Genomic DNA, 22,662 nt, shown 5'->3' with positions numbered 1-22,662 from the left:
CTCATTTCCTCGGCGTCAGGAAGGAACGGTCCGTTTGCCCCGTCACAAACTCGACAATCTGGCGCACATATTCGTTGTCTGCCTCCTCGCCCAAACGATTGGCGCGATCCATGAAGGTGCCATCACCTTCCGACAACTCTTTGAATGCCGCGCGCAGCGCTGAGATATCCTCGCGCGTGACACCGCGCCGTTTCAACCCAACCAGATTCAATCCATCAAGCTCACCGCGTGGTGCCTGAACCAGACCATACGGAATCACGTCGTTCGGAACCATAGTCAGCGCACCGATGATGGCCCCGCGACCAACGCGCACGAACTGATGCAGACCCGAGATACCGCCAACGATGACGTCATCCTCGATTATACAATGACCTGCTGCGCCTGCGTGGTTCACCAAAATGACCCGGTTACCGATCTGCACATCATGCGCAACGTGGACGCCAGCCATCAGCAGGCAGTCATCGCCAATCCGCGTGACGCCACCGCCGCCATCCGTGCCGGTGTTGATGGTGACGTGCTCGCGAATGCGATTGCGTTCACCGATTTCAAGCCGTGTATTTTCGCCGCCAAACTTTTTGTCTTGTGGGATTTCGCCGACAACGGCAAAGCTGAAGATCACTGTGTCGTCACCAATTGAAGTATCGCCGGTGACTACCACATGGGACTTGAGCTCAACCCGATCGCCTAGACGGACGGACGGCCCGATATGGCAGAACGGACCAATCGTACAGCCCTGCCCGATCTGCGCACCGTCTTCGATAATGGCGCTGGGATGAATGCCGCTCATGTTGTCTTTTCCATGTCCCAGTCGACATAGGCCGAAAATTCGGCTTCGGCGGCGACCTCACCTTCAACAGTCGCGCGACCACTGAACTTGAAGATCTTGCCGCCTTTCTTGCCACGCACAGTTTCAACATGCATCTCAAGCACGTCACCCGGCACGACTTTGCGGCGGAATTTGCATTTGTCGATGTTCATGAAATAGATCAGCAATTCACTGTCGATCACGTCCATGCCAACACCCAGCATGACACCTGCAGTCTGCGCCATCGCTTCGACAATGGTCACACCGGGCATGATCGGCGTGCCGGGAAAATGACCCTGAAAATGCGGCTCGTTCATAGTGACATTCTTGATGCCAACTGCAGATTGATAGCCGTCAATATCCACGACCTTGTCGACCAGCAAAAACGGATAGCGATGCGGCAATATACGCTGAATCAGCTGAATGTCGGCGCTCTGGGTTTCCGTGGTCATGGTGCGGATGTCCTGTTTTGGATGTCTCTTTCAAGCGTGGTTAGCAATACGCGTACTTAAGGGCAAGCCAGCCTATTCGTCATTAGCGTCTTCAAGTGCAGACCCGTCGCCAATTGCCGCGTCAATCCGGGCAATTGCGGTATCGGTAATATCTGACGCATCCGAGCTGAGAACAACATTTGAACGCTCGATGACAATCGACGCCCCATATTCGCGTAGAAGTTCGATCAATACAGGTTGAGCCATCTCGAAGAATTGATTGCGTGCCTCTTCTCCGTGCCGCGCCAAAGCATCCAGTTTGGCGCGTTGGCCGTCCCGATGCGACTGGACTTTCTCATCAAAAGCCTCGGCCAAAGGTCGAAATTCACTGGCGGACATTTCAGAGCGCTTGTCCGTCAGGTCTTTCTCTTCTTTGCTGAGCTGTGCCACGATCAACTCATTTTCATCCGACAGCAGAGCGCTCTCAGCTTCTATCTCGCGAAATATGCGCTGACCGAAACGAGAATCAGCAAACAGCCGTTCACTTGAAATGGTAAGTACGTTTGATTGCGGAACGCCCAATTGTTGCGCCATCAATGGACTTGGCGCCATCAGGGCCGCCCAAACACACAGGGCCCTTAGCGGGCCCTGCAGAATGTTCATGACTTTGGTCAACATCTGAGTTCAGAACTGTGCCTGAATGGTCAGGTCAAAGCTCTGTTCCTTGTCGAACTCTTCTTTCTTCAGCGCTTGCGAAAAGTTGAAGCGCAGAGGACCAAATGGCGTTGTCCACAGAACCGAGACACCTACCACATGGCGGATGGATCCGCTGGCTCCGACGATATCGGCACCCGACGTATCCACGTTGTTGATGTTGTAAAGGTTACCTACGTCGTAGAATAAACCACCTCGAAGTCCAAGTTCTTCAGGCAAGCCCAAGGGGAAATCAGACTCGAACCGGGCAACCCAATAATAGTTACCACCGATGGCATCGTCCTGACCGTTGGAAAGGTCGCGCGGCCCAAGACCGGCAGGTTCGAAACCACGGAACGTGTTCGGGCCAAGCACAAATCGATCAATGGTCCGGCTAAAATCATCCCCGGTCCAGTTGAGCGCGCCAAGTTCCAGAGATGCCCTAAGCACAACCTCCTCGTTGAGTACGCGTTTCTGAGCGATCGCGCGGGCTGTGGTCTTGATATACTCGTTGTCGCCGCCCAATCCAGCTGCATCTACGCCAAGCTCAAACAAGACGCCTGCATTGGGATTCAAGCCACCCAGTCGACTGTCGTACACATAGGAAACACCAATCGAACTGCTGGTTCTTTTGCCCTGAGCAATTTCAGAAGCGATGACCGCCCCATTGGTCTCGTTGCTCTGCTGGGTCATTTCGCTTTGGTTCCAGCCGTAACGCAAACGCAGCGCTGAAAGTTCGCCGATGGCATAGCTGACCTGAGGATTAAAAAAGACGGTTTTGGTGTCGTAGCTCGCAAAGCTTGAGTTGGTGCTTGCGAGACCCACCCCAAGATCAAAGCGTAATTTCCGCCCCAGCAGATAAGGTTCGGTAAAGTTAATTGTATACTGCTCAGAATCTTGAGCCGTCGAAAGCGTGATCCCTAGATTCTGGCCACGGCCCAGGAAATTGGATTCGTTCAGGCCAATGGCGATCCCGAAACCGTCCGAGACCGAGTAGCTACCACCCAGGCTAAGCGATCCGGTTGGTTGTTCTTCAACATCGACATCAACGATGACCTGACTTGGAGATGTACCTTCGCGGGTTTCAACATCAGCGGCTGAGAAGAAGCCCAGCGCACGAATACGTTCGGCGCTCTGACGGATTTCTCGGGGATTGAAGGGGTCACCTTCCACGGTATCGAATTGCCGCCGGATCACCCGGTCAAGAGTTGTGGTATTGCCTTCGATGTCGATGCGTTCGACAAAAATACGCGGGCCGCGGGTTAGGACAAACTGAACATCCAGCGTTAGATCACGCGGGTTGCGCGTCACCCGAGGTTCAACCCTCAAGAAATCGACGCCCTGTTTCAGGCCCAGACGTTCAAGTCGAGCAATCGAGTTTTCAATCAAAGTCGGCGAGTAGATAACACCGGGCTTGACCTTTAATGCTGCCTGATAGGGTGCCGGATCGACGCCAGGAATTTCGCTTACAGTTGAAATCTGACCAAAGGCGAATCTCTGACCTTCGGTGATATTCATAACCAGGAAAAACGCATCCCGTTCACGCGTGAATTCCACATTGGCACTGTTTACTCGGAAATCGATATAACCGCGCGAAAGGTAGAAATCGCGGATGACCTGCTTATCGAATTCGATACGATCAGCAATAAATGTGTCGCCCCGCAGGAAAGTCCGCAGAATATTTGCTTGTTTGGTCTCGAGCACACGACGCAGGCGGCGGTCCGAGTAAGCACGGTTGCCAACAAAGCTGACGCGCTCAACTTCGATGGTGGTGCCTTCGGCCACCTCAAAAACCAAATCCACACGATTGTCATTTCGGCGGATGATGCGTGGAATCACCGTTGCCGACACCCGGCCCTGCGCAGAATAGATCTCGGCGATCAAATCTGCGTCGGCTTCTGCCAATTGCGGGGTGAAGACACGGCGGGTCTGGGATGAGATCGCCTCGAGCAGTACGTCATCCTTAACGCGACGGTTTCCCTCAATGCTGATCTGATTAATCGTCGGGTACTCTTCAACCGCAATAACCAGTGTGTTTCCGCGAGGAGTCAGTTCGACTGTTTCAAAAACACCACTGTCAAGCAAACGCTGAAAAGCATCATTTATCTGTCCGGCACTGACAGTTTGCCCCGGTTCGATTCCCGTTCGTGCGATGATTGTCGAGGTTTCGATCCGTCGATTGCCTTCAACCTCGAAGCGGTTAATCGTGTAAGATTGCGCCTGAGCAGGATCCGGTAATACCAGCAAACCCGGTGTAGCAAATAGAAAAAAGAGCGTTAGTGCCTGCCACAAAATATTGGTCTTCTGCCCTCGAGCGCCGCAGAATGTGCTCGTGCCCCTGCAATCAGTCATTTTTATCACTACCCAGAAATCTCAGCCTGTAGTTGCTGAGTAGCCGGATTGAGAAGCCATGTCAAAAGAGCAAACACAAAAAAACGGCCCGGTGGGCCGTTGCATTTTCATAGCCTTGGTCTGAAGAATCACAAACCGACGATATATCCACCTACAGCCAATGCCAGGGCGGTTACGCCAAAGCTAAGTAATACATCCCAGTTCAACTGAAAAAGGACGCTGACGCTTTTGTAAGATCTCTGCAACGCTTCGGTCATCGCTCTCAAGCCCGCTCATTGATTTACACCAATGAAGATACGCTTCAATTGCGGCAATATTGCGTCCAAATGGCGCCTGTCACGCCTTATTCAGCAGAACAGGTCATTGCTGACAGAGAAGATCATCAACGAAAGGATCAGCGTTATCCCAATTCCCATCAAAATCCGCAGGGCATTGTCACTGGGTGGTTTGCCCGAGACGGCTTCGTAGGCGTAAAACAACAAGTGTCCGCCATCAAGCGCTGGGATCGGGAACAAGTTCAGCAGCCCAACCGCCGTAGAAAGTACCGCGATAAAGAAGATGAAATTCTGTGCGCCTTGACTGGCCATCGCGCCAGAGGTTTCCGCAATCCCGATCGGGCCGGAAATATTGCACGTGCTGATCGCCCCCGTGATCATGTGCCACATACCTGACAATGACCCTTCGATAATGCGTCCGGTCTGAGTAAAACCGGTTTTTACGGAATCCCAGATACCGGCGGGAACAGTCTGAGGTTCGAACATCATTCCCCGAACGATCCCGATCCGCCAATGGGTCACAAAACCACCATCTGCTTTCGGCTCGTCAGTACGTCTGGGGGCCAGCGCAAATTCAAGCTCGGTTCCATTGCGCCAAACGTCCAGAAGCAACACGCGCCCGTCCGAGCTTTCGACACGTTCTTTCAATTGTTCGAAATTGAAAATCGGGTCGCCATCGACCGCTGTAATTACGTCGCCCTGCTGCAATTGTATGTCCATTGCAGCGCTGCGTGGTGTAACCTGCTGGATCAACGCTGGAAAAAGCCACGGGGCAGAAACTTCGATGGTCTCACCGTCCCGGATTACAGTATAGTCCAGTTCAGGCTGTACGGGCAGAGCATCAACGAAATCCGACCAACTGCCTGCATTATCAAAATCCGGTGTCGGCACGCCTGCAATCGCAACAATTTCGTCCCCTTCAAGCAACCCCTGCTCGACTCCGGGGAGCGGCTGCAAGGAACCGACTGTCAAAGGTTCTCGTGATACGCCTTGCGACCAGTACACAAATCCAAAAACCAGGATCGACATCGCGAAGTTGAATATAGGCCCAGCCGCCACAGTGGCGGTACGTGCCCACAGCGGTGCCCCATGCATCGTTCGACGCAATTCTTCCGGGCTCTGCTCGACTATTTCGTTCATCGCATCCGTATCTTTGCCAGACGCAGCGTTGGCATCCCCCAAAAACTTGACGTATCCGCCAAATGGAAGCAACGCGACCTGCCACCGGGTACCGCGCTTATCTACCCGGCTCCACAGAACCGGACCGAAGCCGATCGAAAACACTTCGGCATGAATGCCCGACCAGCGCCCGACAATGTAATGACCGTATTCATGCACAGCGACAATCACTGAAAGCGCAATAACAAAGGCAACTATCGTATAGAGAAGATTGCCGAATTGCGGGATCAAAGAGAGTATGTCCAAAGGTGTTATCCTGCTCGTTCCAATACGGTTTCATCGACCCACTGACGTGCGAGATGGTCCGTTTGCTGTACATTATCAAGAGTCAACTGAGCATCAATAAGGCCATCTGTCGCCTCAAATCGCTCCAAAACCGACGAAACTGCGTCAGCCATATCCAGAAACCGAATTCTACGGGCGATAAAGTGGTCCAGCGCGCGCTCTTTTGCGGCATTGAAGATCGCACCCGACAATCCGCCGCGTTGCATCACTTCGCGTGCGAGACGCAACGCAGGATACCGGGCCTCATCTGGAGCACTGAAGCTCAATTGCCCCAATTGAGCCAGATCAAGCCTTGCGACAGGTAGATCAAGCCGCTCGGGCCAGTGCAATGCGTATCCGATGGCATGGCGCATATCGGGTGCACCCATGTGTGCCATCACGGCACCATCCCGATACCCAACCATCGCGTGAACAATAGATTCGGGGTGCACCAGAACTTCGATTTCAGAGGGCTGAATGCCGAAGTATTCTTTTGTTTCTATGACTTCCAGTGCTTTATTGAACATAGAAGCACTGTCGATTGTAATTCGCTGCCCCATGTTCCAATTCGGATGGCTTGACGCTTGTTCGACAGTTGCGTTCGCCAGATCACTCAGCGGCCAATCCCGAAATGCGCCACCGCTTGCCGTGATAATAATCCGCTCGACGCTTGTCATGTCTTCGCCAACAAGGGCCTGAAAGACTGCCGAATGTTCACTATCGACAGGAAGTAGCCTTGCGCCGTAGTTCTGCGCAGTCTCCAGTACCAAAGGTCCTGCACATACCAGCGTTTCCTTGTTCGCCAGCGCAAGCGTCGCGCCTTGCTTAAGGGCTTCGATCCCCGGAGCAAGTCCCGCAGCGCCGACAATCGCTGACATAACCCAATCTGCAGGGCGCGCACCTGCCTCGATCAAAGCCGCCTGCCCAGCAGCCGCTTGAACAACGCTTCCGGCTAAGGCTGAACGCAGGTCATCCAACCTGTCATCAAACGCGGTGACAGCAACATCTGCGCCCAGACGGACCGCATCTTGCGCCAATTTCGAAATATTGCCGCCACCGGTCAGCGCGACGACATCATAGGCATTCGGATTCCTCGAAATCAGATCAAGCGTGTTCTGCCCGATCGATCCCGTCGCGCCGAATATCGATACCTTTCGCATCACATGCCTCCGGGTGCATAAAGCAACCCTGCCAACAGGACAAAGACCGAGGCCCCCATCATCCCGTCGAACCGGTCCAGAAAGCCACCATGACCAGGTAACAAGTTCGAACTGTCCTTAACTCCAAACCTGCGTTTTGTTGAGCTTTCGACGATATCGCCGATCTGGCTCGCCATAGAGGCGAGAACCGATACAACTACGAAAGCCAAACCAAAACCCGCGTAGAACGCAAATAATGTACCAACTATTCCTGCGGCGACCCATCCCCCTATCGTTCCGGACCATGTTTTCTTGGGGCTGACCTTTGGCCAAAACTTAGGTCCACCAAGCGTTTTGCCCACAAAATACCCGGCAACATCCGTCGCTATGACAACAAGGATCAGCCACACCATCCATCCAAACCCCAAGCTTTCGCGTATCGAGATAAACCCCAGCCCCGAAGTTGCTATCCAGATCGCAAAAAGCGCGTAGGTACCACGCGCGCACTTGATTTGACCCGCGCCAACCAAAGCGGGTGCCAACAAAAATGGAATTTTATACAGCGGCGGCAAATGGTAACTCAGAACAACGGCGACACCGGTCAATATCGCAAGCTGAATCGCGACGCCTCGTTGCTGAGGGTCTACAATCCGCACCAGCTCCCACGTCATGAGCCCGCACGCAGTGGCAATAAATGCCTCGAACCAAAGTCCACCCAGCCACACCATGATGGCCGCTATGAGAACCAACACGGACGCTGACAAAACCCGAGCGGTCAGATCAGACCATCGGCCATCACTCATGCCGGAACCGCCCCAAATCGCCGTTCACGCGATCCATAGTTCAGGCATAAACGTTCCAACTCGGCAGCAGTAAAGTCGGGCCACAATGTATCTATGAATTCATACTCTGAGTAGGCAGATTGCCAGAGCAAGAAATTCGAAATTCGGGCTTCACCACTGGTGCGGATTACCAGATCAGGGTCCGGCAGAACCCGCGTGTCCAGATATTTGGGCAGAGTTTCCTCGTCCACATCTTCGGGACGCAAAACACCTTCGGCCACGTCACGCGCCAAACGTTTGGTTGCGCGAGCAACCTCATCTCGACCGCCATAATTCAAGGCGACTGTCAGATGAACCAGATCATTATCCTGCGTTTCACGTTCAAGCGTATCCATTAGCTCGGTAAGTTTGGCATCCAAACGTACGCGGTCACCGATAAATCGCACCCGGATACCATTGTTCTTTAGCGTATTGGTTTCTTTGACAATATAGCGTCGGAACAGGCTCATGAGGCCTGCAACCTCCACCTGCGTACGCTTCCAGTTTTCGGTCGAAAACGCAAAGATCGTCAGATATTTGATCCCGAGCCCTGGGCAGGCCTCGACCACCTCACGAACACGCCGCGCGCCTGCGTGATGGCCAAACAACCGAGGCCGTCCCCGTGCCTGAGCCCATCGACCATTACCGTCCATGATAATTGCCACATGGCGCGGACCGGCTTGCAAAGCGTTATCGGGATCCTTTGGCATGACCGAGTCTCAGACCTGCATAATCTCGGCTTGCTTGGTCTCAAGTGCCTCATCGACGGATTTGATCATCGTGTCGGTCAGCTCCTGCACTTCTACCTCCCAGAATTTCTGATCATCCTCGGACATGCCATCGGCTTTGGCTTTCTTGATCTGGTCCATACCGTCGCGGCGCACGTTCCGGATCGAAACACGCGCGCTTTCGGCGTATTGGCCTGCAACCTTGCCCAATTCACGCCGGCGTTCCTCGTTCAACTCAGGAATCGGCAGCATGATAATCGTGCCATTCAGCTGTGGATTGATACCAAGCCCGCTTTCGCGAATTGCTTTTTCAACTTTGCCCACAAGACCTTTATCCCAGACATTTACGGTAACCATACGTGGTTCGGGGACGTTTACGGTGCCGACCTGATTGATTGGGGTCATCGAGCCATACGCGTCAACCATCACGGGCTCAAGCATCGAGGCCGAAGCGCGCCCGGTCCGCAATGAAGCGAATTCGGTTCTGAGGTTGGCCATTGCGCCGTCCATACGGCGTTTCAGATCATCGGTGTCGAGTACGAAATCATCAGACATGCTGCTCACTCCCCGTCTTCAGGTGATGTTTGGATGGGTCTTAAGCCATCACAATTGGGATGTATAGCAATCATGCGGATGAATTGTGGCAATGACCAGAACTGTTTCCGGCATTCCGGCCCCAATCGCGACCAAGGGACCGACCGAACACTGAATTCGGTCGGATTCTTCTTGGTACAATCAATATCAGGTGTTCACATCGACTACGACGCGACCTTTGACTTGTCCCTGCAGAATATCCGCGCCCAATTGCGGCAGATCAGACAGTGTTGCTGGGTGAATCATGGCCTCAAGCTTTTCCATGGGCAGATCGGTAGCAATACGCTGCCAAGCGCGAACACGGTTGTCATAGGGCTGCATGACGCTGTCGATACCCAACAGATTCACGCCACGCAGTAGGAATGGGATCACAGTCGCAGGCAAACCCGCACCTCCGGCAAGTCCAACGGCAGCAACTGATGCCCCATATTTCATCTGACCCAATACGCGGGCGAGCATGGCGCCACCCACTGCGTCAACACACCCGGACCAGGTTTCACTTTCCAGCGGACGCTTGGTGGTTTCGTTCAATTCGTCGCGCGGAACAATTGTGGTTGCACCCAAAGACTTCAGGTAGTCAGCAGTATCCGGGCGACCGGTTACTGCTGCGACCTCATATCCCAGATGAGCCAGAATGGCAGTGGCGACCGAACCTACGCCGCCTGCGGCACCCGTGACTAGCACCGGGCCATGGCCCGGCTGCATTCCATGATCTTCCAGCGCCATGACGGCTAACATGGCCGTAAATCCTGCGGTGCCAACCGCCATCGCCTGTCGCGTATCCAAACCCTGCGGCAAAGGAACCAGCCAATCTGCACGGGCATTGGCTTTCTGAGAATACCCGCCCCAATGCGCCTCACCCACGCGCCAGCCCGTCAAAACGACTTTGTCACCGGGTTTATAGCGATCATCAGAGGATTGCTCGACGGTGCCCGCATAATCGATACCCGGGATATGCGGATAACTCCGCACCAAGCCGCCACCCTTTGGCGACATACACAGCCCGTCTTTGTAGTTAACCGTTGAATATTCGACAGCAACAGTCACTTCTCCATCCGGCAAATCATCCAGAGATATCTGTTTTACCGAGGCGCTTGCGAGGCCACTTTCTTCATCTTTTTCAACGACGAGTGAATTAAACATAAACTTACTCCTTTAGTTGCCCGTATGGGCAAGTCCTCAGATACAGGGCTCAGCGCCAAAATTTCTCCTGCACCACGGCCCATCGCATACCGTGTTCAGTCATCAACTCGATCCGCGTGCAGGGTGCCCAATGCGACCGGTCCACCATCCCTATGGCGACGTTCACCTCGAACTCGGGCGAATATGCAGCAGAGGCCACTTGCCCCACCTGACGACCCTCAGCCATCAAAGGCCAAGATTCGGTGCACGGGCCGATCTCGCCCTCGATAGTCAGCGGACGGATTTGTCTGGGCGGCCCGTTTTCTGCCTGATCTGCCAAAGCGGCCTTACCGATGTAATCCAGCGGAGAATTGCAAAAGCGCTCAAGCCCGCATTCATAAGGAGTGTTCTCGCGCCGCATATCCGACCCAAAACTCAATAGGCCGCTCTCGATCCGTTCAATCCCGTTGGGGCAACCCGCACGTACATTCAGGTCGCGACCATTTGCGAACAACGTGTCCCAAAGCGGCATTCCGTAATCCGCCCCTTCGACATAGATCTCGAACCCACCTTGTTTCGACCAGCCGGATCGGGCGATGAGAAACGATGTATCTTCGAAAGGCAACCTCTTGTATCGGAAGAATTTTATGTCCCTGACATCATCTCCAAATACCCGTGCCATCAGATCATCTGCCGTGGGGCCTTGAACGGCTAGCGGAGACACGTCTGGTTCGGAAACTTCGACATCCAGCCCCAGGGCAAGCACGATGCCCAGGGCAAATTGCCAAAGATCTCCATCAGCGACGGAAAGCCAGTAATGGTCATCTGCCAGTTTGATCGCCACCGGGTCATTCAGCATACCGCCATTTTGGTCAACGATCGGCACATAATAACACTGATCCGCCTGCATCTTGTCCATATCGCGCGGGCTGAGCATCTTCATCAGTCGCAGCGCGTCCGGGCCTTTGATCTGTACCTGCCGCTCGCACGAGACATCCCATACCTGCACATGCTTTTTCAGATGCGCAGCATCAGCCTCGACACTTTCGAAGACTGTAGGCAGAAGCATGTGATTATAGACAGTGTATCCCTTGACCCCTTCGGCTTCGACACCCGGAGTAAACGGGGATTTGCGCACGCGTCGGTTCGGTGTAATGACTGCCATGTCAGAAATCCTCTGGCAGAAAGACAAGATCGCTCACAGGCGCATCAGAGCCTGCCTCGGTCAGCATTTGGTGCAATTGTCCGCGATGATGAGTCTGGTGATTGAACATGTGAATGATGCATTGCGCATAAGGCTTTGTTACATCGTCTTCTTTTGCAGCGGAACACCATGTGAACGGGCCCGTAAGTTCGTCGTCTACTAGCGTTTCGCTCCACCTGGTAATCCGATCATCAATGGTATCCCGCAGTGGTAACCAGTCGGACAAACCAGCGCAGATTGACACGCTCTCTGGGATGCCACCGCCTGGTCCGGGGCCTTTGTCGAACCGTGAGATCCAGATCCAGTCTCCCCATAGCAGATGATTGGCTGTTCCCATGATTGAACCAAAAAAGGCGCCCCGATCCCGCGTCAGTTCTTCGTCGGAAAGAGTCTTAAGAAAACCCTTTAACTGACTGTTCTCCCATCGACTATAACGCGCCATCTCACGGGCATAGGCACCGGTGATCATTACTTTGGCCCGTGCCAGTCGATGGGGCAAATCTCCGCTGATTTCCCGCCAAAGTCCCAGACGCGACCGTAATCACGTACCTTGGATTTCGTTCCTCTGGCCACGATGATGTCCGGGCCCATCCAATATTTCGAGTTTGAAACCATCACCGGATGTTCAGGATCTTTACCAGCCAGCATCTCGATCTCGCCCTGAATTTTGCGCCCGATCATAATCCGGCGTTTTGTCCCATCTCGCTCGATTTGAACCGGTGCACGCTCTGCCCCGATGATTTCACTAACCAACATGGTGAATAGACCGGTAGTGCCGCCTGCCTGCCCGCTGAAGATTTGCAGCAACCCGTTATAGGCCTTCCCACTGGCGCGTTCGTCGACATAGGCCGCGACCTTCCATTGGCCTTCACCCATGCGGCCCGGAATGTCGACCAGCAGCCCAACATTCAGCCCGGACAGGTCTTCGCCTTCGTAATGGCCTTCGTCGATCACGATTCCCATCCACGCATGGCAATGTCCTTCGGTCGGAGGGTGCGCACCTAGCGAAACGACGCAAGGACAAAACACATCGCAGGAGCAGTTCAGGATCAGTTCACCCTTGACTGCCCAGTCGGTCGGGCTCATCTCGCGGCGTTTGGGATTGGGCATCCGGCTGTCAATTCTCTGACTGACCGGCAGCTTATCCGCATCCGGTTTTCTGTTTTTAGCCATAGACCTATCCTCCGTAAGTAATGTGATGTACGAGCAGTGCCAGACCGCCTGCTATTAAGATGCACCCCATAGGCCGGGTTATTGCGTGCCCGATCTGAGGTAGTTTTTCCAAAACCATGAACAGCGTCGCCAAGCCCATCCACAATAGGCTCATGACGCCGCCCACAAAGCCCAGAGCCATGAAGCCCCAGCAACAGCCTACGCAAAATGCACCCAACCCTAAACCCATGCGCAGGCCGCCTGAGAAACCCGTTTTCCAATGTCCCAGAAAGTACATCATGGGCGCATGACAAACGCCATGGCAGACCTCTTTTGCACGGGTGAATTGGAAAGCGCCCACTACCAAAAGCAGGCCTGTAGCCAAGTAGGGCGATTTGGCGATGCCCAGCATATCGACTGCACCTCCGAACAGCAGTGCCAGCTGCAGGCCGGTGATCAAAGCAGCAAAACCCACCCAAACTATGAAGTATCCGGATAGAACGCCCAGCCACCCTGCCCGCGTGCCATTCGCGCTGCGGATCAGATCATCGTAACTGCGCAATGTGGGTACTAGTGTTGGCAGCATCATGGCCGCCATCATGATTGCCCACATCCAGAACAGTGGGCCAAACTCGGCCATGGGCATATACATATCCATGCGCGGGTCCATCGCCGCCATGGCCTGTCCCATTGGGCCGGGCCGACCGATCCAGTCCAAATCCATATCGCGGCTCATCGAGACCATCATCCACCACGCCCAAAGGATCGCGATGTAGAAGCCCAACCAAAGCGCGCTGCGGAAAACTGAGCGACTCACTTGCCTCTCCCGACTCAACTCTCTTGCTTTTCAAATGTCAGACTTTTAAATGTCAGACAAATAAAAATTTACTTTTGACGCAAGCGACCATGAAGATTGACCCCCAAAGCTCTGCCGATCTATCGGCTCAAATTGCCCAAGCGATCCGGGATGCCATCATATCGGGGCAGCTCATCGTCGATGAACGCTTGCCCTCCGAATCTGAACTTGCCGAGCAATTCAATGTCTCGCGCCCGACTGTTCGCGAAGCTTTGAAACGCTTGGCGGCACAATCTCTGATCCGTACGCAACGTGGGGCCACAGGGGGCGCGTTTGTAAATCGACTAAGCTTTGAAGGCGCTTATTCTCAACAGGTTACGACCTCAACGCTATTATTGTCGATGAACGCGGTCAGTTTCGACACTGCGTGCGAGGCACGGTACGCGTTGGAACGAGCCTGTGCGTCCCTGTCTGCGCAACGTCGAACGGCGGATCAGCTTGCGACAATGCGGGCCGAGATCTTTCGGCAGGCACAGCCCGGTCTGACTGACGAAGCATTCTGCGCCTCAGATGTTGCCTTCCATCGAGCGCTGGTCGATGGCGCCGGCAATCCGGTCTTGTCCTACCAGCTGGCTGGCGCTGTCGAGGCGATGCAGCCTTTGATGAACATGATCACCTTCACCGCACGGTCGCGGGAAGAAATCATCGCGTTGCACGCCAACATCGCCAATGCCTTAGAGGCGCGTGACGCTGAAAAGGTTGATGCGGCGCTGGTTCATCTTGAGAGCTATACTCGGCAACTGGCGCAAGATGTTGCCCAGAAAAAACGCAAACCGGCCTGATCTAAATGGCTTAATATCAGAGGTTTGGAATAGAAACATGAGGTGGAAATGATCAATGCCCTCAATGTAGCTGCCGCTTTGCTGACAATTGCTTTCGGGTTATTTGGCTTCCTGGCGCCTGCGCATACTGCTAACGCATTGGATTTGGTCCCGACCAAAAGCACCATGGGTCTCAGTGAAATGCGCGCCTCGGTTGGTGGGCTGTTTGTAGTCACCGGCGCTGCAGTGCTGTGGCTTAACAATCCGATGGCTTATGTGATGCTGGGGATAGTCTATTCTGGTGCAGCACTTGGCAGATTCGTTTCTGTTGCTCTCGATCATCCACCTTTGGCGAAAGCATTGATTTTTGGTGGAATTGAACTTGTTCTCGCCATCTGGCTTATTCTGGCAAACATGAACAGAGCGTCGTAACACATTGAAACAAAACCACCCTATAGCCCAGATTCCGAGTTTGCATCCCATCGTTACCTCACCTATATAAGAGAGGTCCCTCGGGACTATGGACATAAACGCGCTCGTAATAAGCGGATCGGACCCGGGGGCGGTACCCGGCGGCTCCACCAATCATCCTTCGTTTGGGGATTTTGGGGCCGAAATAGGATCGACGAACGTCTAAAGGGGTTAGCTTTGTCTCGGCTGTCTGCCACCGTTACCGGCGAAAATAGTACAATTGCAAACGACAATCGTGCTCCGGTTGCAGTTGCTGCGTAAGCAGTAGCAAGACCGAAACTTAAGCCCTTGCGCCTAGCCGCGTAAGGCGGGGTTCGCAGGTACCTGGCAACAGAAACCTGCATTTTCCCTGTTATGTCTGTTTATTGCTCATAGCTCATTAGAGATTCAGGATTTATTCACTTGTTTATCCCAAATTTCTGTCCAGGCGACAGGAGGGATAAGATGACGAATTCTGACAGGCTTAGGGCGTGGTATTCTGAGGTTTGGGAACAGGGAAATACCGACGCAATCGATCAGTTTTTTGCACCAGACACGATGGCCGAGGGGTTGATCCCTGAAATGCAGGTTGGGGCCGATGACTTTCGCGATCTGGTAATGGCCTTCCGACATGTGCTGGGCGAAATCAAGGTCGACCTCCCCAAAATCATTGAAAACGGTGATTGGGTGTCCGGAGTTCTTCACGTCCGCACATTTCGGGCTGACAACGGCGCACCATTAGAGGTTACCGGGCAAGTCATGGCCCGATTCAAAGGCGAGAAAATGGTCGAGGCGTATAATCAGTTCGATTTCATTTCACTCTTCGAGCAGCTTGGGCAGTTCCCGCAGGATACGCTTCCGGTTTGCATGACTGGGCAAAGGTTGGACTGGGTCGGTTAAACCACAACCGCAAGCTTGACCCCTACCGCATCCACGCGATAGCAGAGGTTCAAGGGGTAAGCTTGCGAACACCCCGTGAGGCGGCAGCCCAAGTTCGCATGTATCCAAAGCCACAAGGAAACATGCAATGGCTGCCCCCAATGCAATAACACCCCGACAACTGCTTCGCTTAATCGGTACACCCAAGGCGCCTGTCCTTATCGACGTGCGAACCGAGGCGGATTTTGCGGACGACCCTGTGCTTGTTCCGAGCGCTATTCGTCGTTCCTTCAAAGATGTTGACAAAATCAGAGAAAGGATCGGAGATCGCTATTCTGTTGTGATTTGTCAAAAAGGCAGGAAACTAAGCCAAGGTGTCGTTTCTTGGCTGCAATCCGAAGGCGTAATGTCCGAATATCTTGAGGGCGGCATGTTTGCCTGGCGCGATCTGCCTGGGGCACCCTCCGTGCCTGTTTCTGCCCTGCCTGAGATTGTCCAGGGCGGTACGATTTGGGTGACACGACATCGCCCCAAGATTGATCGCATTGCGTGCCCTTGGTTAATCCGAAGGTTTGTCGACACTCAAGCGCGCTTCCTTTTTGTGGCGCCTGCCGAAATACAGGGAGTGGCGGAGCATTTCGGCGCCACTCCCTTTGACGTTGAAGGTGTCGACTGGAGCCATCGCGGTGAGAAATGCACCTTCGATACCATGCTGGACGTGTTCAACCTGCATTCCGAACCAATGGACCGATTGGCCACCATAATACGCGCGGCTGACACCAACAGGCATAATTTAGCGCCAGAAGCTGCTGGATTATTGGCAATATCGGTCGGACTGTCGCGCCAATATCGGGACGATCAGCAACAACTGGAGGCTGGTCTGCATATCTACGATGCGCTTTATCGATGGGCGCGGGATGGATCTGGTGAAACACATGACTGGCCAGCAGGTCACGGGAAATGACACCATCGTACCGTGAGTTGTTCAGCGTTTTCGGGCGTATCGGGCTTTTGTCCTTTGGTGGGCCAGCGGCGCAGATTTCACTGATGCATCAGGAACTCGTCGAGAAACGCCCCTGGCTGGACGAGCAAACCTATCTGCGTGCGCTTTCGTTGTGCATGTTATTGCCGGGGCCCGAGGCCATGCAGCTGGCAACATACGCGGGTTGGCGATTGCGTGGTGTGACCGGAGGCTTGATTGCAGGTGGCTTGTTTGTCCTGCCCGGGGCGCTGGTCATTGCAATACTTGTAGCGCTGTATGCAGCGTATGGTACATTGCCACTGGTTCAGGCGGGGTTTTTGGGCATCAAGGCCACTGTCATTATCATCGTTCTTCAAGCCTTGCGTAATCTGTCGAAAAAGGCGTTGACCGATACCGAACATCAGATGATCGCCGGGCTCGCGTTTCTTGGAATATTTCTGTTCAACCTGCCCTTCCCTCTGATCATTTTCTGCGCGGCCCTTTGGGGCTTTGCCACGTCCAAAGGCCAAGCTCCTACAGCCGTCCAGGCAAGCCCGGCATTAGGCAAACCCGTTCAAACGGCAGTATTCTGGCTCATATTGTGGCTGGGACCTTTGTTTTTACTGCAATTGTCAGGGCAGGAACTGCTCAGCGACTTAGGCTGGTTTTTTGCCCGTCTTGCCGTTGTCACCTTTGGAGGAGCTTATGCGGTGCTGGCCTATATGACCCAGACCGTTGTGGACACATACCAATGGATCAGTACGGATCAGATGATCGACGCGCTTGGCCTAGCCGAAACCACGCCGGGACCTCTAATCCTTGTGACGCAATTTGTGGCGATGCTGACTGGACAGGTTGCCGGAGGGCCATCACTTGCACTAGCGGCCGGAGTTGTCGCTTTATGGGCGACATTTGTTCCCTGCTTCCTCTGGATCTTCCTCGCGGCGCCACAACTGGACAGAATTGCAGCACGCCCTCGGCTTGGGGCCGCTATGCACGGCATCACGGCTGCGGTTGTCGGAGTGATTCTCAACCTCTCCGTGTGGTTTGGGTTGAACGTTCTGTTTGGCTCTCTCCCCGGTTGGTCATTGGGACCTGTGTCAATCCCCCTGCCCGATCCTGCTACGCTCGATATCAGGGCGCTTGTTCTTACGGTGCTAGCTGGCCTGTTGATTTTCCGTATGAAATCCGGTTTAGCGACCACATTAGGAATTATGGTTCTGGCCGGAATCGGGTTGCAGTTTTTGTGATCAATACAGCCCAGCACGGCCTTTCGTTTCCGTCCGAATGAACTATGCTGGTATTAACCACTTTCGAGGATCAAACATGTCGCAAGACATCGACTACGGGAATCTGATGCACACGGCCATGCGGGGCCTGATCAAGACCGTCCTGACGGATGTGTCCAAGACTGGCCTGCCCGGAGCACATCATTTCTTCATCACCTTTGATACACGACATGAAGGCGTTGAACTGGCTGACTGGCTACGAGAGCGGTATCCCGGTGAAATGACGATCGTCATGCAGCATTGGTTCGAAAATCTCGAAGTCGGCGATGAAGGATTTTCGATCACGTTGAATTTCGGCGATGCGCCTGAGCCGCTGTACATACCGTATATGGCAATAAAAACCTTCGTTGACCCTTCGGTCGAGTTTGGCTTGCGCTTTGAAAGCCCCGAGGATGAGGACGACGAAGTCTTTGTGGCGGATGAAGCCCCAATCGAACTGGAAGCGGAAGAACCGGAACCACAGCATCATGATGCGGATGTGGTTTCGCTGGATAGCTTCCGAAAATAATTAGGTAGTTCCCTGCTTGATGTGGGGTTTACTCCTTTTTTAAAAATGTCTCAACCGAGCGTGATTTGACTCCGTCCCGGAACCTCGAAAATGACAGATCCAGACCGCCATCTGCCAAGGTCCGGTCAAACTGTTGCAACTCGTAGCCCCCATTTTCCGCGATGAACAACGAAAACACAGTCAAAGTGTCGCCTTCAATCCTGCCCCAGACAAAAGGTTCACCTTTCATCGGGTCAAGCGGCACCTCGTGTCCGAACACGTTGCGTTTCATCGCGGCAGAATAAACATCCGCACGATCTGAGCTTTGAAAATCAACCGAATATTTCTCATCCTTGATGCGCCCATCTGCTTTGTAGGTCGTGGTGGTCCAACTTACATTGAAACCACCTTTAATCTCATGGATTGAAACACTCATATCCCGAGGCGTCGAAGTACCATCGGCGTCAACAACTTCGGCAGATCCAGTATAATCGCCGACAAAAGGCTCAATGTTGGTCGCGTTGGCGTGCTGTAAAGATGCGGCCAGCCAGATACATGCGGCAAACGCCAACGCAACCGCATGCAGGGGTCTGTTCATAAATGATACTCGCATGGCTGACTCCGTCCTCTATGTAACTTCATTCTAACTTTAGTCCATCTGCGCACAATGGCACTGTTTTCGCTAACAGAAATTAATTGGTGCGGCGCTTCGTCTATACCTTTGTCTGGCCTAGGTTTATGGTGCGCTCAACTGGCCGATTGCGCCTCAGCCCCGCTGCGGTTAAACGGCATACGACTGCATACCAGACCGGAGCGACCGATGTCTAAAACCCGTACCGAATCCGACAGCTTTGGCCCTCTTGAGGTGCCCGCCGACAAATACTGGGGCGCACAAACACAACGCTCGATCATGAACTTCCCAATTGGCTGGGAAAAGCAACCCGTTGCAATCGTACGGGCGCTGGGCGTGATCAAGCAGGCCTGCGCAATGGAAAACAAGGCAATGGGCAAGTTGGATGATAAGATCGCTGACGCGATTATTCAGGCCGCAGGAGAAGTATTCGAGGGTAAGTTTGATGACAACTTCCCCTTGGTCGTCTGGCAAACCGGATCGGGTACTCAATCCAACATGAACTCGAACGAGGTCATTGCAAACCGCGCGATCGAGATTTTGGGTGGCGTGATCGGCTCGAAAGAGCCAGTGCATCCGAACGATCATTGCAACATGGGTCAGTCCTCGAACGACACCTTTCCTACTGCTATGCACATCGCCACCGCAATGAGTGTGCGAGATGTGCTGATGCCTGGGCTCGAGAAATTTGCGTCTGCGCTGGAAGCCAAGGCGAAAGAGTTCGCCGGGATCATCAAGATCGGTCGCACCCACACACAGGACGCCACCCCACTGACACTGGAACAGGAATTCGGCGGTTACGCGCACCAAATTCGTCAGGGTATTGCGCGGGTCGAAGCCTCGATGCCCGGCATTTATGAACTGGCACAAGGTGGCACCGCCGTTGGTACTGGATTGAATACGCATGACGGTTGGGACGATGCTGTCGCTAGGAATATGGCCGAAATCACCGGCCTTCCCTTCGTTACTGCACCAAACAAATTCGAAGCGTTGGCCGCTCATGACGCCATGGTCTTCCTGTCCGGCGCTTTGGCCACGATCGCCGGATCCTGCTATAAAATCGCAAATGATATTCGTCTGTTAGGTTCGGGTCCCCGCTCGGGGCTAGGTGAACTTATCCTGCCCGAGAATGAACCCGGCTCGTCCATCATGCCCGGTAAGGTCAATCCGACCCAGGCCGAAGCGTTGACACAGGTGGCCGCGCACGTGATGGGCAATGACGCAGCAATGAAGTTTGCTGGCTCGCAAGGACATTTCCAACTGAATGTCTATAACCCGATGATGTCGTATAACCTGTTGCAATCCATCCAACTGTTGGGTGATGCGACCGACAGCTTTACCGAACGGATGCTACTAGGCATCAAAGCCAATGAACCGCGCATCGACAAACTGATGAAAGAGTCGTTGATGCTGGTGACCGCTCTGGCCCCCACCATTGGGTATGACAACGCCACAACCGTCGCAAAGACGGCGCACAAGAATGGGACGACGCTCAAGGAAGAAGCGATTGCACTGGGCTTTGTCGATGAAGAAACCTTCGACGCAGTTGTCCGCCCAGAGAAGATGATCGGGCCCAAGAACTGATGGGCAAGCCGGTCAACCTGAACCGGTATCGAAAAGAGAAAGCGCGGGCCGAAAAGAAGGCCCGTGCAGATGCAAACGCTGCGAAACACGGACAGACCAAATCCGAGAAAGCTGTGGTAAGGCTGGAGAAAATGCGCCAGCGCCGCGACCTCGACGGTCACAAGGTCGACGAATGAGCGGGCGGCCTGTCAAACGCTCTCTGACCTTGCAAGGTCATCGAACATCCGTTTCGCTTGAGGATGAATTCTGGCAGGCATTCCGTGATATAGCGCGGAAAAAAGATATTCCAATCAATGTTCTGGCGGCAAATATTGATGCAGAACGTGATCCTGAAACCGGGCTAGCTTCGGCCATTCGCGTGTTCATTCTAAATTGGTATCGTCAAACTGAATGATTGCTTGATTTCAGCCAATCTCGTCGCTTATTCTCGCGGGGAACAAAAAGGGTACATTTATGAGCGATTTGGCAGCTGGCCCAGATGGAAAACCTCGGTGCGCGTGGTGCAATGCCGCCCCTGAATTCTTCGACTATCATGACAACGAATGGGGATATCCCGTTTCCGACGACAGACGGTTGTTTGAAAAACTATGCCTTGAAAGCTTTCAGTCGGGCCTGAGCTGGCGCACCATTCTGTCAAAACGCGAGAATTTCAGAGCAGCATTTAGAAACTTTGATTTCAATAAGATAGCAGAGTTTTCTGATGCAGATATCAATCGTCTTCTGGACGACAAAGGCATTGTACGTCACCGCGGCAAGATCGAAGCCGTGATCAATAACGCCGGTCGCGTGCAGGACCTAATCGCAGCTGAAGGATCATTGGCAGCGTATGTCTGGAGGTACGAGCCTGAGACGCCACCTGCCCCGCAAAGCGCATCCGCTTCGGCAGAATCCATTGCGATGTCGAAAGATCTGAAAAAACGCGGCTGGAAATTCGTCGGTCCTACGACCGTGTTTGCCTTTATGCAGGCCATGGGGTTGATTAATGATCACGCAGTTGGATGTGCCATGCGCGAAAAAGCGACGCAAATGCGCCGCGATTTCATCAAGCCAGAATAAAATCTCCTGCAATCAGATCGAGGCGCGGTAGATATTGTCAATGTTGCTTCCGAGCGCTGCATTGAAATCCGCATCGGATTGTTGCTTGGACAAGCCTTCAGTCAGCGCGCGAGAGAAAGACGCGATCATCTTGCCGTTCTTGCCGAGCAGGTCACAAGCCTGCTCGGTCGAATATCCACCCGACAGCGCAACCACGCGCAGAACACGTGGGTGGTCGGCTACCTCGTCATACAAGTTGGCCTGACTTGGAATGGTCAACTTCAGCATCACCTCCTGCCCCTCGGCCAATTGATCGAGGTTCTTCAGGATTTCTGATTTCAAGATGTCTTCGGCCTCGGCTTTGGTTTCCGAATGGATGTTCACTTCGGGCTCGACAATCGGCACCATGCCTGCGTCTGTAACGACCCGGGCCACTTCAAATTGCTGTGCAACAACATCCGCGATGCCCTGCGCATTGGCTTCGTGGATGACCGAGCGTTCCTTGGTTCCGAAAACGCCATCCGCTTTGGACAGGGTTTCTGCTAGCCCCGGGATAGGCTTCATCATTTGAACGCCATTGGCTTGATCCTCAAGCCCTTTGTCGATCTTCAGAAATGGCACGATGTTTTTGACCGACCACAGGTAATCTGCGACCTTCTTGCCTTCGATTTCTTCACCCAGCGTTCGTTCGAACAGGATCGCCCCGATGACTTTTTCCTTGGTGAAATCTTCTGCCAGTATGATCCGGGCGCGCATCTTCTGGATCTCTCCGAACATCTCTTCGTCCGAGTTATACCCAGAGGCATCAACGCCATACAAAGCCAGTGCTTTCGGGGTTGAACCGCCGCTTTGATCCAGGGCTGCAATAAATCCTGCGCCTTCGGACATCTGCGCGCGCTGTTCTGCTTTCGACATAACTCATTCCCGTTCAATATGATTCCGCATTTTCCAACCGCATACAGCAAGCCGA

Annotated in this window: 26 protein-coding genes and 1 other RNA gene; 11 read left to right on the top strand and 16 right to left on the bottom strand. The window is 53.6% G+C overall.

Features of this window, described 5'->3' with window-relative positions; translation table 11 throughout:
- Window position 1 precedes the first annotated feature (1 nt).
- The 14 genes from lpxA to ACR0JR_RS02115 all read right to left on the bottom strand — a co-directional run bounded on the left by lpxA (window position 2) and on the right by ACR0JR_RS02115 (window position 13,576).
- Window positions 2-787 (bottom strand): acyl-ACP--UDP-N-acetylglucosamine O-acyltransferase, encoded by a 786-nt coding sequence (gene lpxA / locus ACR0JR_RS02180; RefSeq protein ID WP_170470062.1) that lies wholly within the window; start codon window positions 785-787, stop codon window positions 2-4.
- Window positions 784-1,257, bottom strand: a complete 474-nt coding sequence (fabZ, locus tag ACR0JR_RS02175) for a 3-hydroxyacyl-ACP dehydratase FabZ (RefSeq protein ID WP_010439978.1) — start codon at window positions 1,255-1,257, stop codon at window positions 784-786. Before fabZ ends, lpxA begins: the two co-directional genes overlap by 4 nt.
- A gap of 72 nt (window positions 1,258-1,329) precedes the next feature.
- Entirely contained in the window at window positions 1,330-1,914 is a 585-nt protein-coding gene (locus tag ACR0JR_RS02170; RefSeq protein WP_480454847.1) for an OmpH/Skp family outer membrane protein, read from the bottom strand.
- Between the two features lie 6 nt (window positions 1,915-1,920).
- Window positions 1,921-4,281 (bottom strand): outer membrane protein assembly factor BamA, encoded by a 2,361-nt coding sequence (gene bamA / locus ACR0JR_RS02165; RefSeq protein ID WP_260026011.1) that lies wholly within the window; start codon window positions 4,279-4,281, stop codon window positions 1,921-1,923.
- A gap of 347 nt (window positions 4,282-4,628) precedes the next feature.
- Window positions 4,629-5,981, bottom strand: a complete 1,353-nt coding sequence (gene rseP / locus ACR0JR_RS02160) for an RIP metalloprotease RseP (protein ID WP_480454846.1) — start codon at window positions 5,979-5,981, stop codon at window positions 4,629-4,631.
- Window positions 5,982-5,986: 5 nt separating this feature from the next.
- Complete coding sequence (gene dxr, locus ACR0JR_RS02155) at window positions 5,987-7,159, bottom strand: 1-deoxy-D-xylulose-5-phosphate reductoisomerase (protein WP_480454845.1); 1,173 nt, start codon at window positions 7,157-7,159, stop codon at window positions 5,987-5,989.
- Entirely contained in the window at window positions 7,159-7,941 is a 783-nt protein-coding gene (locus ACR0JR_RS02150) for a phosphatidate cytidylyltransferase (protein WP_480454844.1), read from the bottom strand. The genes dxr and ACR0JR_RS02150 overlap by 1 nt, the downstream gene beginning before the upstream one ends.
- Window positions 7,938-8,669, bottom strand: a complete 732-nt coding sequence (locus tag ACR0JR_RS02145) for an isoprenyl transferase (protein ID WP_170470044.1) — start codon at window positions 8,667-8,669, stop codon at window positions 7,938-7,940. Before ACR0JR_RS02145 ends, ACR0JR_RS02150 begins: the two co-directional genes overlap by 4 nt.
- Before the next feature lie 9 nt (window positions 8,670-8,678).
- Window positions 8,679-9,242, bottom strand: coding sequence for a ribosome recycling factor (gene frr / locus ACR0JR_RS02140; RefSeq protein ID WP_170470041.1), 564 nt, complete (start codon window positions 9,240-9,242; stop codon window positions 8,679-8,681).
- Window positions 9,243-9,428: 186 nt separating this feature from the next.
- Complete coding sequence (acuI, locus tag ACR0JR_RS02135; RefSeq protein ID WP_170470038.1) at window positions 9,429-10,424, bottom strand: acryloyl-CoA reductase; 996 nt, start codon at window positions 10,422-10,424, stop codon at window positions 9,429-9,431.
- A 49-nt stretch (window positions 10,425-10,473) separates the two neighbouring features.
- Window positions 10,474-11,568 (bottom strand): dimethylsulfoniopropionate demethylase, encoded by a 1,095-nt coding sequence (locus ACR0JR_RS02130; protein WP_480454843.1) that lies wholly within the window; start codon window positions 11,566-11,568, stop codon window positions 10,474-10,476.
- A 1-nt stretch (window position 11,569) separates the two neighbouring features.
- Window positions 11,570-12,076 (bottom strand): DinB family protein, encoded by a 507-nt coding sequence (locus ACR0JR_RS02125; protein WP_170779293.1) that lies wholly within the window; start codon window positions 12,074-12,076, stop codon window positions 11,570-11,572.
- A complete protein-coding gene (locus ACR0JR_RS02120; protein WP_010439955.1) occupies window positions 12,076-12,780 on the bottom strand; it encodes a DUF1326 domain-containing protein in 705 nt (234 codons plus the stop codon). Before ACR0JR_RS02120 ends, ACR0JR_RS02125 begins: the two co-directional genes overlap by 1 nt.
- Window positions 12,781-12,784: 4 nt before the next feature.
- Complete coding sequence (locus ACR0JR_RS02115) at window positions 12,785-13,576, bottom strand: DUF2182 domain-containing protein (RefSeq protein ID WP_480454842.1); 792 nt, start codon at window positions 13,574-13,576, stop codon at window positions 12,785-12,787.
- Window positions 13,577-13,665: 89 nt separating this feature from the next.
- Here ACR0JR_RS02115 and ACR0JR_RS02110 point away from each other — a divergent pair, with 89 nt between their 5' ends.
- The 7 genes from ACR0JR_RS02110 to ACR0JR_RS02080 all read left to right on the top strand — a co-directional run bounded on the left by ACR0JR_RS02110 (window position 13,666) and on the right by ACR0JR_RS02080 (window position 18,463).
- Entirely contained in the window at window positions 13,666-14,397 is a 732-nt protein-coding gene (locus ACR0JR_RS02110; RefSeq protein WP_480454841.1) for a FadR/GntR family transcriptional regulator, read from the top strand.
- 48 nt (window positions 14,398-14,445) lie between these two features.
- Complete coding sequence (locus ACR0JR_RS02105) at window positions 14,446-14,808, top strand: DUF4345 family protein (protein WP_010439950.1); 363 nt, start codon at window positions 14,446-14,448, stop codon at window positions 14,806-14,808.
- A gap of 36 nt (window positions 14,809-14,844) precedes the next feature.
- Window positions 14,845-15,192: a transfer-messenger RNA gene (gene ssrA / locus ACR0JR_RS02100) on the top strand.
- A gap of 99 nt (window positions 15,193-15,291) precedes the next feature.
- A complete protein-coding gene (locus ACR0JR_RS02095; RefSeq protein ID WP_010439948.1) occupies window positions 15,292-15,726 on the top strand; it encodes an ester cyclase in 435 nt (144 codons plus the stop codon).
- A gap of 127 nt (window positions 15,727-15,853) precedes the next feature.
- Complete coding sequence (locus ACR0JR_RS02090; RefSeq protein ID WP_480454840.1) at window positions 15,854-16,669, top strand: chromate resistance protein ChrB domain-containing protein; 816 nt, start codon at window positions 15,854-15,856, stop codon at window positions 16,667-16,669.
- On the top strand, window positions 16,666-17,916 hold the full coding sequence (gene chrA / locus ACR0JR_RS02085; protein ID WP_480454839.1) for a chromate efflux transporter: 1,251 nt from the start codon (window positions 16,666-16,668) through the stop codon (window positions 17,914-17,916). Before ACR0JR_RS02090 ends, chrA begins: the two co-directional genes overlap by 4 nt.
- Before the next feature lie 76 nt (window positions 17,917-17,992).
- Window positions 17,993-18,463 carry an SspB family protein gene (locus ACR0JR_RS02080; RefSeq protein WP_480454838.1) on the top strand — a complete coding sequence of 157 codons (471 nt, stop codon included), beginning with the start codon at window positions 17,993-17,995 and terminating at the stop codon, window positions 18,461-18,463.
- Window positions 18,464-18,491: 28 nt separating this feature from the next.
- On the opposite strand, the gene ACR0JR_RS02075 is transcribed toward ACR0JR_RS02080, so the two are convergent.
- The gene (locus tag ACR0JR_RS02075) at window positions 18,492-19,040 is read right to left on the bottom strand and encodes a hypothetical protein (protein ID WP_170770962.1); all 549 of its coding nucleotides are present in this window, start codon (window positions 19,038-19,040) and stop codon (window positions 18,492-18,494) included.
- A 222-nt stretch (window positions 19,041-19,262) separates the two neighbouring features.
- On the opposite strand from ACR0JR_RS02075, the gene fumC reads away from it, so the two are divergent.
- Genes fumC through ACR0JR_RS02055 form a run of 4 tightly spaced genes read left to right on the top strand, consistent with a single transcriptional unit; the run spans window position 19,263 to window position 21,713 of the window.
- Window positions 19,263-20,657 (top strand): class II fumarate hydratase, encoded by a 1,395-nt coding sequence (fumC, locus tag ACR0JR_RS02070; protein ID WP_480454837.1) that lies wholly within the window; start codon window positions 19,263-19,265, stop codon window positions 20,655-20,657.
- Window positions 20,657-20,833 carry a DUF4169 family protein gene (locus ACR0JR_RS02065; RefSeq protein WP_480454836.1) on the top strand — a complete coding sequence of 59 codons (177 nt, stop codon included), beginning with the start codon at window positions 20,657-20,659 and terminating at the stop codon, window positions 20,831-20,833. Before fumC ends, ACR0JR_RS02065 begins: the two co-directional genes overlap by 1 nt.
- The gene (locus ACR0JR_RS02060; RefSeq protein WP_010439936.1) at window positions 20,830-21,051 is read left to right on the top strand and encodes a ribbon-helix-helix domain-containing protein; all 222 of its coding nucleotides are present in this window, start codon (window positions 20,830-20,832) and stop codon (window positions 21,049-21,051) included. The genes ACR0JR_RS02065 and ACR0JR_RS02060 overlap by 4 nt, the downstream gene beginning before the upstream one ends.
- Before the next feature lie 59 nt (window positions 21,052-21,110).
- Window positions 21,111-21,713: a DNA-3-methyladenine glycosylase I gene (locus ACR0JR_RS02055; protein ID WP_480454835.1), complete on the top strand. Its 603-nt coding sequence runs from the start codon at window positions 21,111-21,113 to the stop codon at window positions 21,711-21,713.
- A 12-nt stretch (window positions 21,714-21,725) separates the two neighbouring features.
- On the opposite strand, the gene ACR0JR_RS02050 is transcribed toward ACR0JR_RS02055, so the two are convergent.
- Window positions 21,726-22,607, bottom strand: coding sequence for a fructose bisphosphate aldolase (locus tag ACR0JR_RS02050; RefSeq protein WP_170469992.1), 882 nt, complete (start codon window positions 22,605-22,607; stop codon window positions 21,726-21,728).
- Window positions 22,608-22,662: the final 55 nt, after the last annotated feature.

This window comes from Ruegeria sp. AA3, assembly GCF_056542905.1.
The sequence above is the reverse complement of the archived record's forward strand: the minus strand, read 5'-3'. Positions and strand labels throughout refer to the sequence as shown.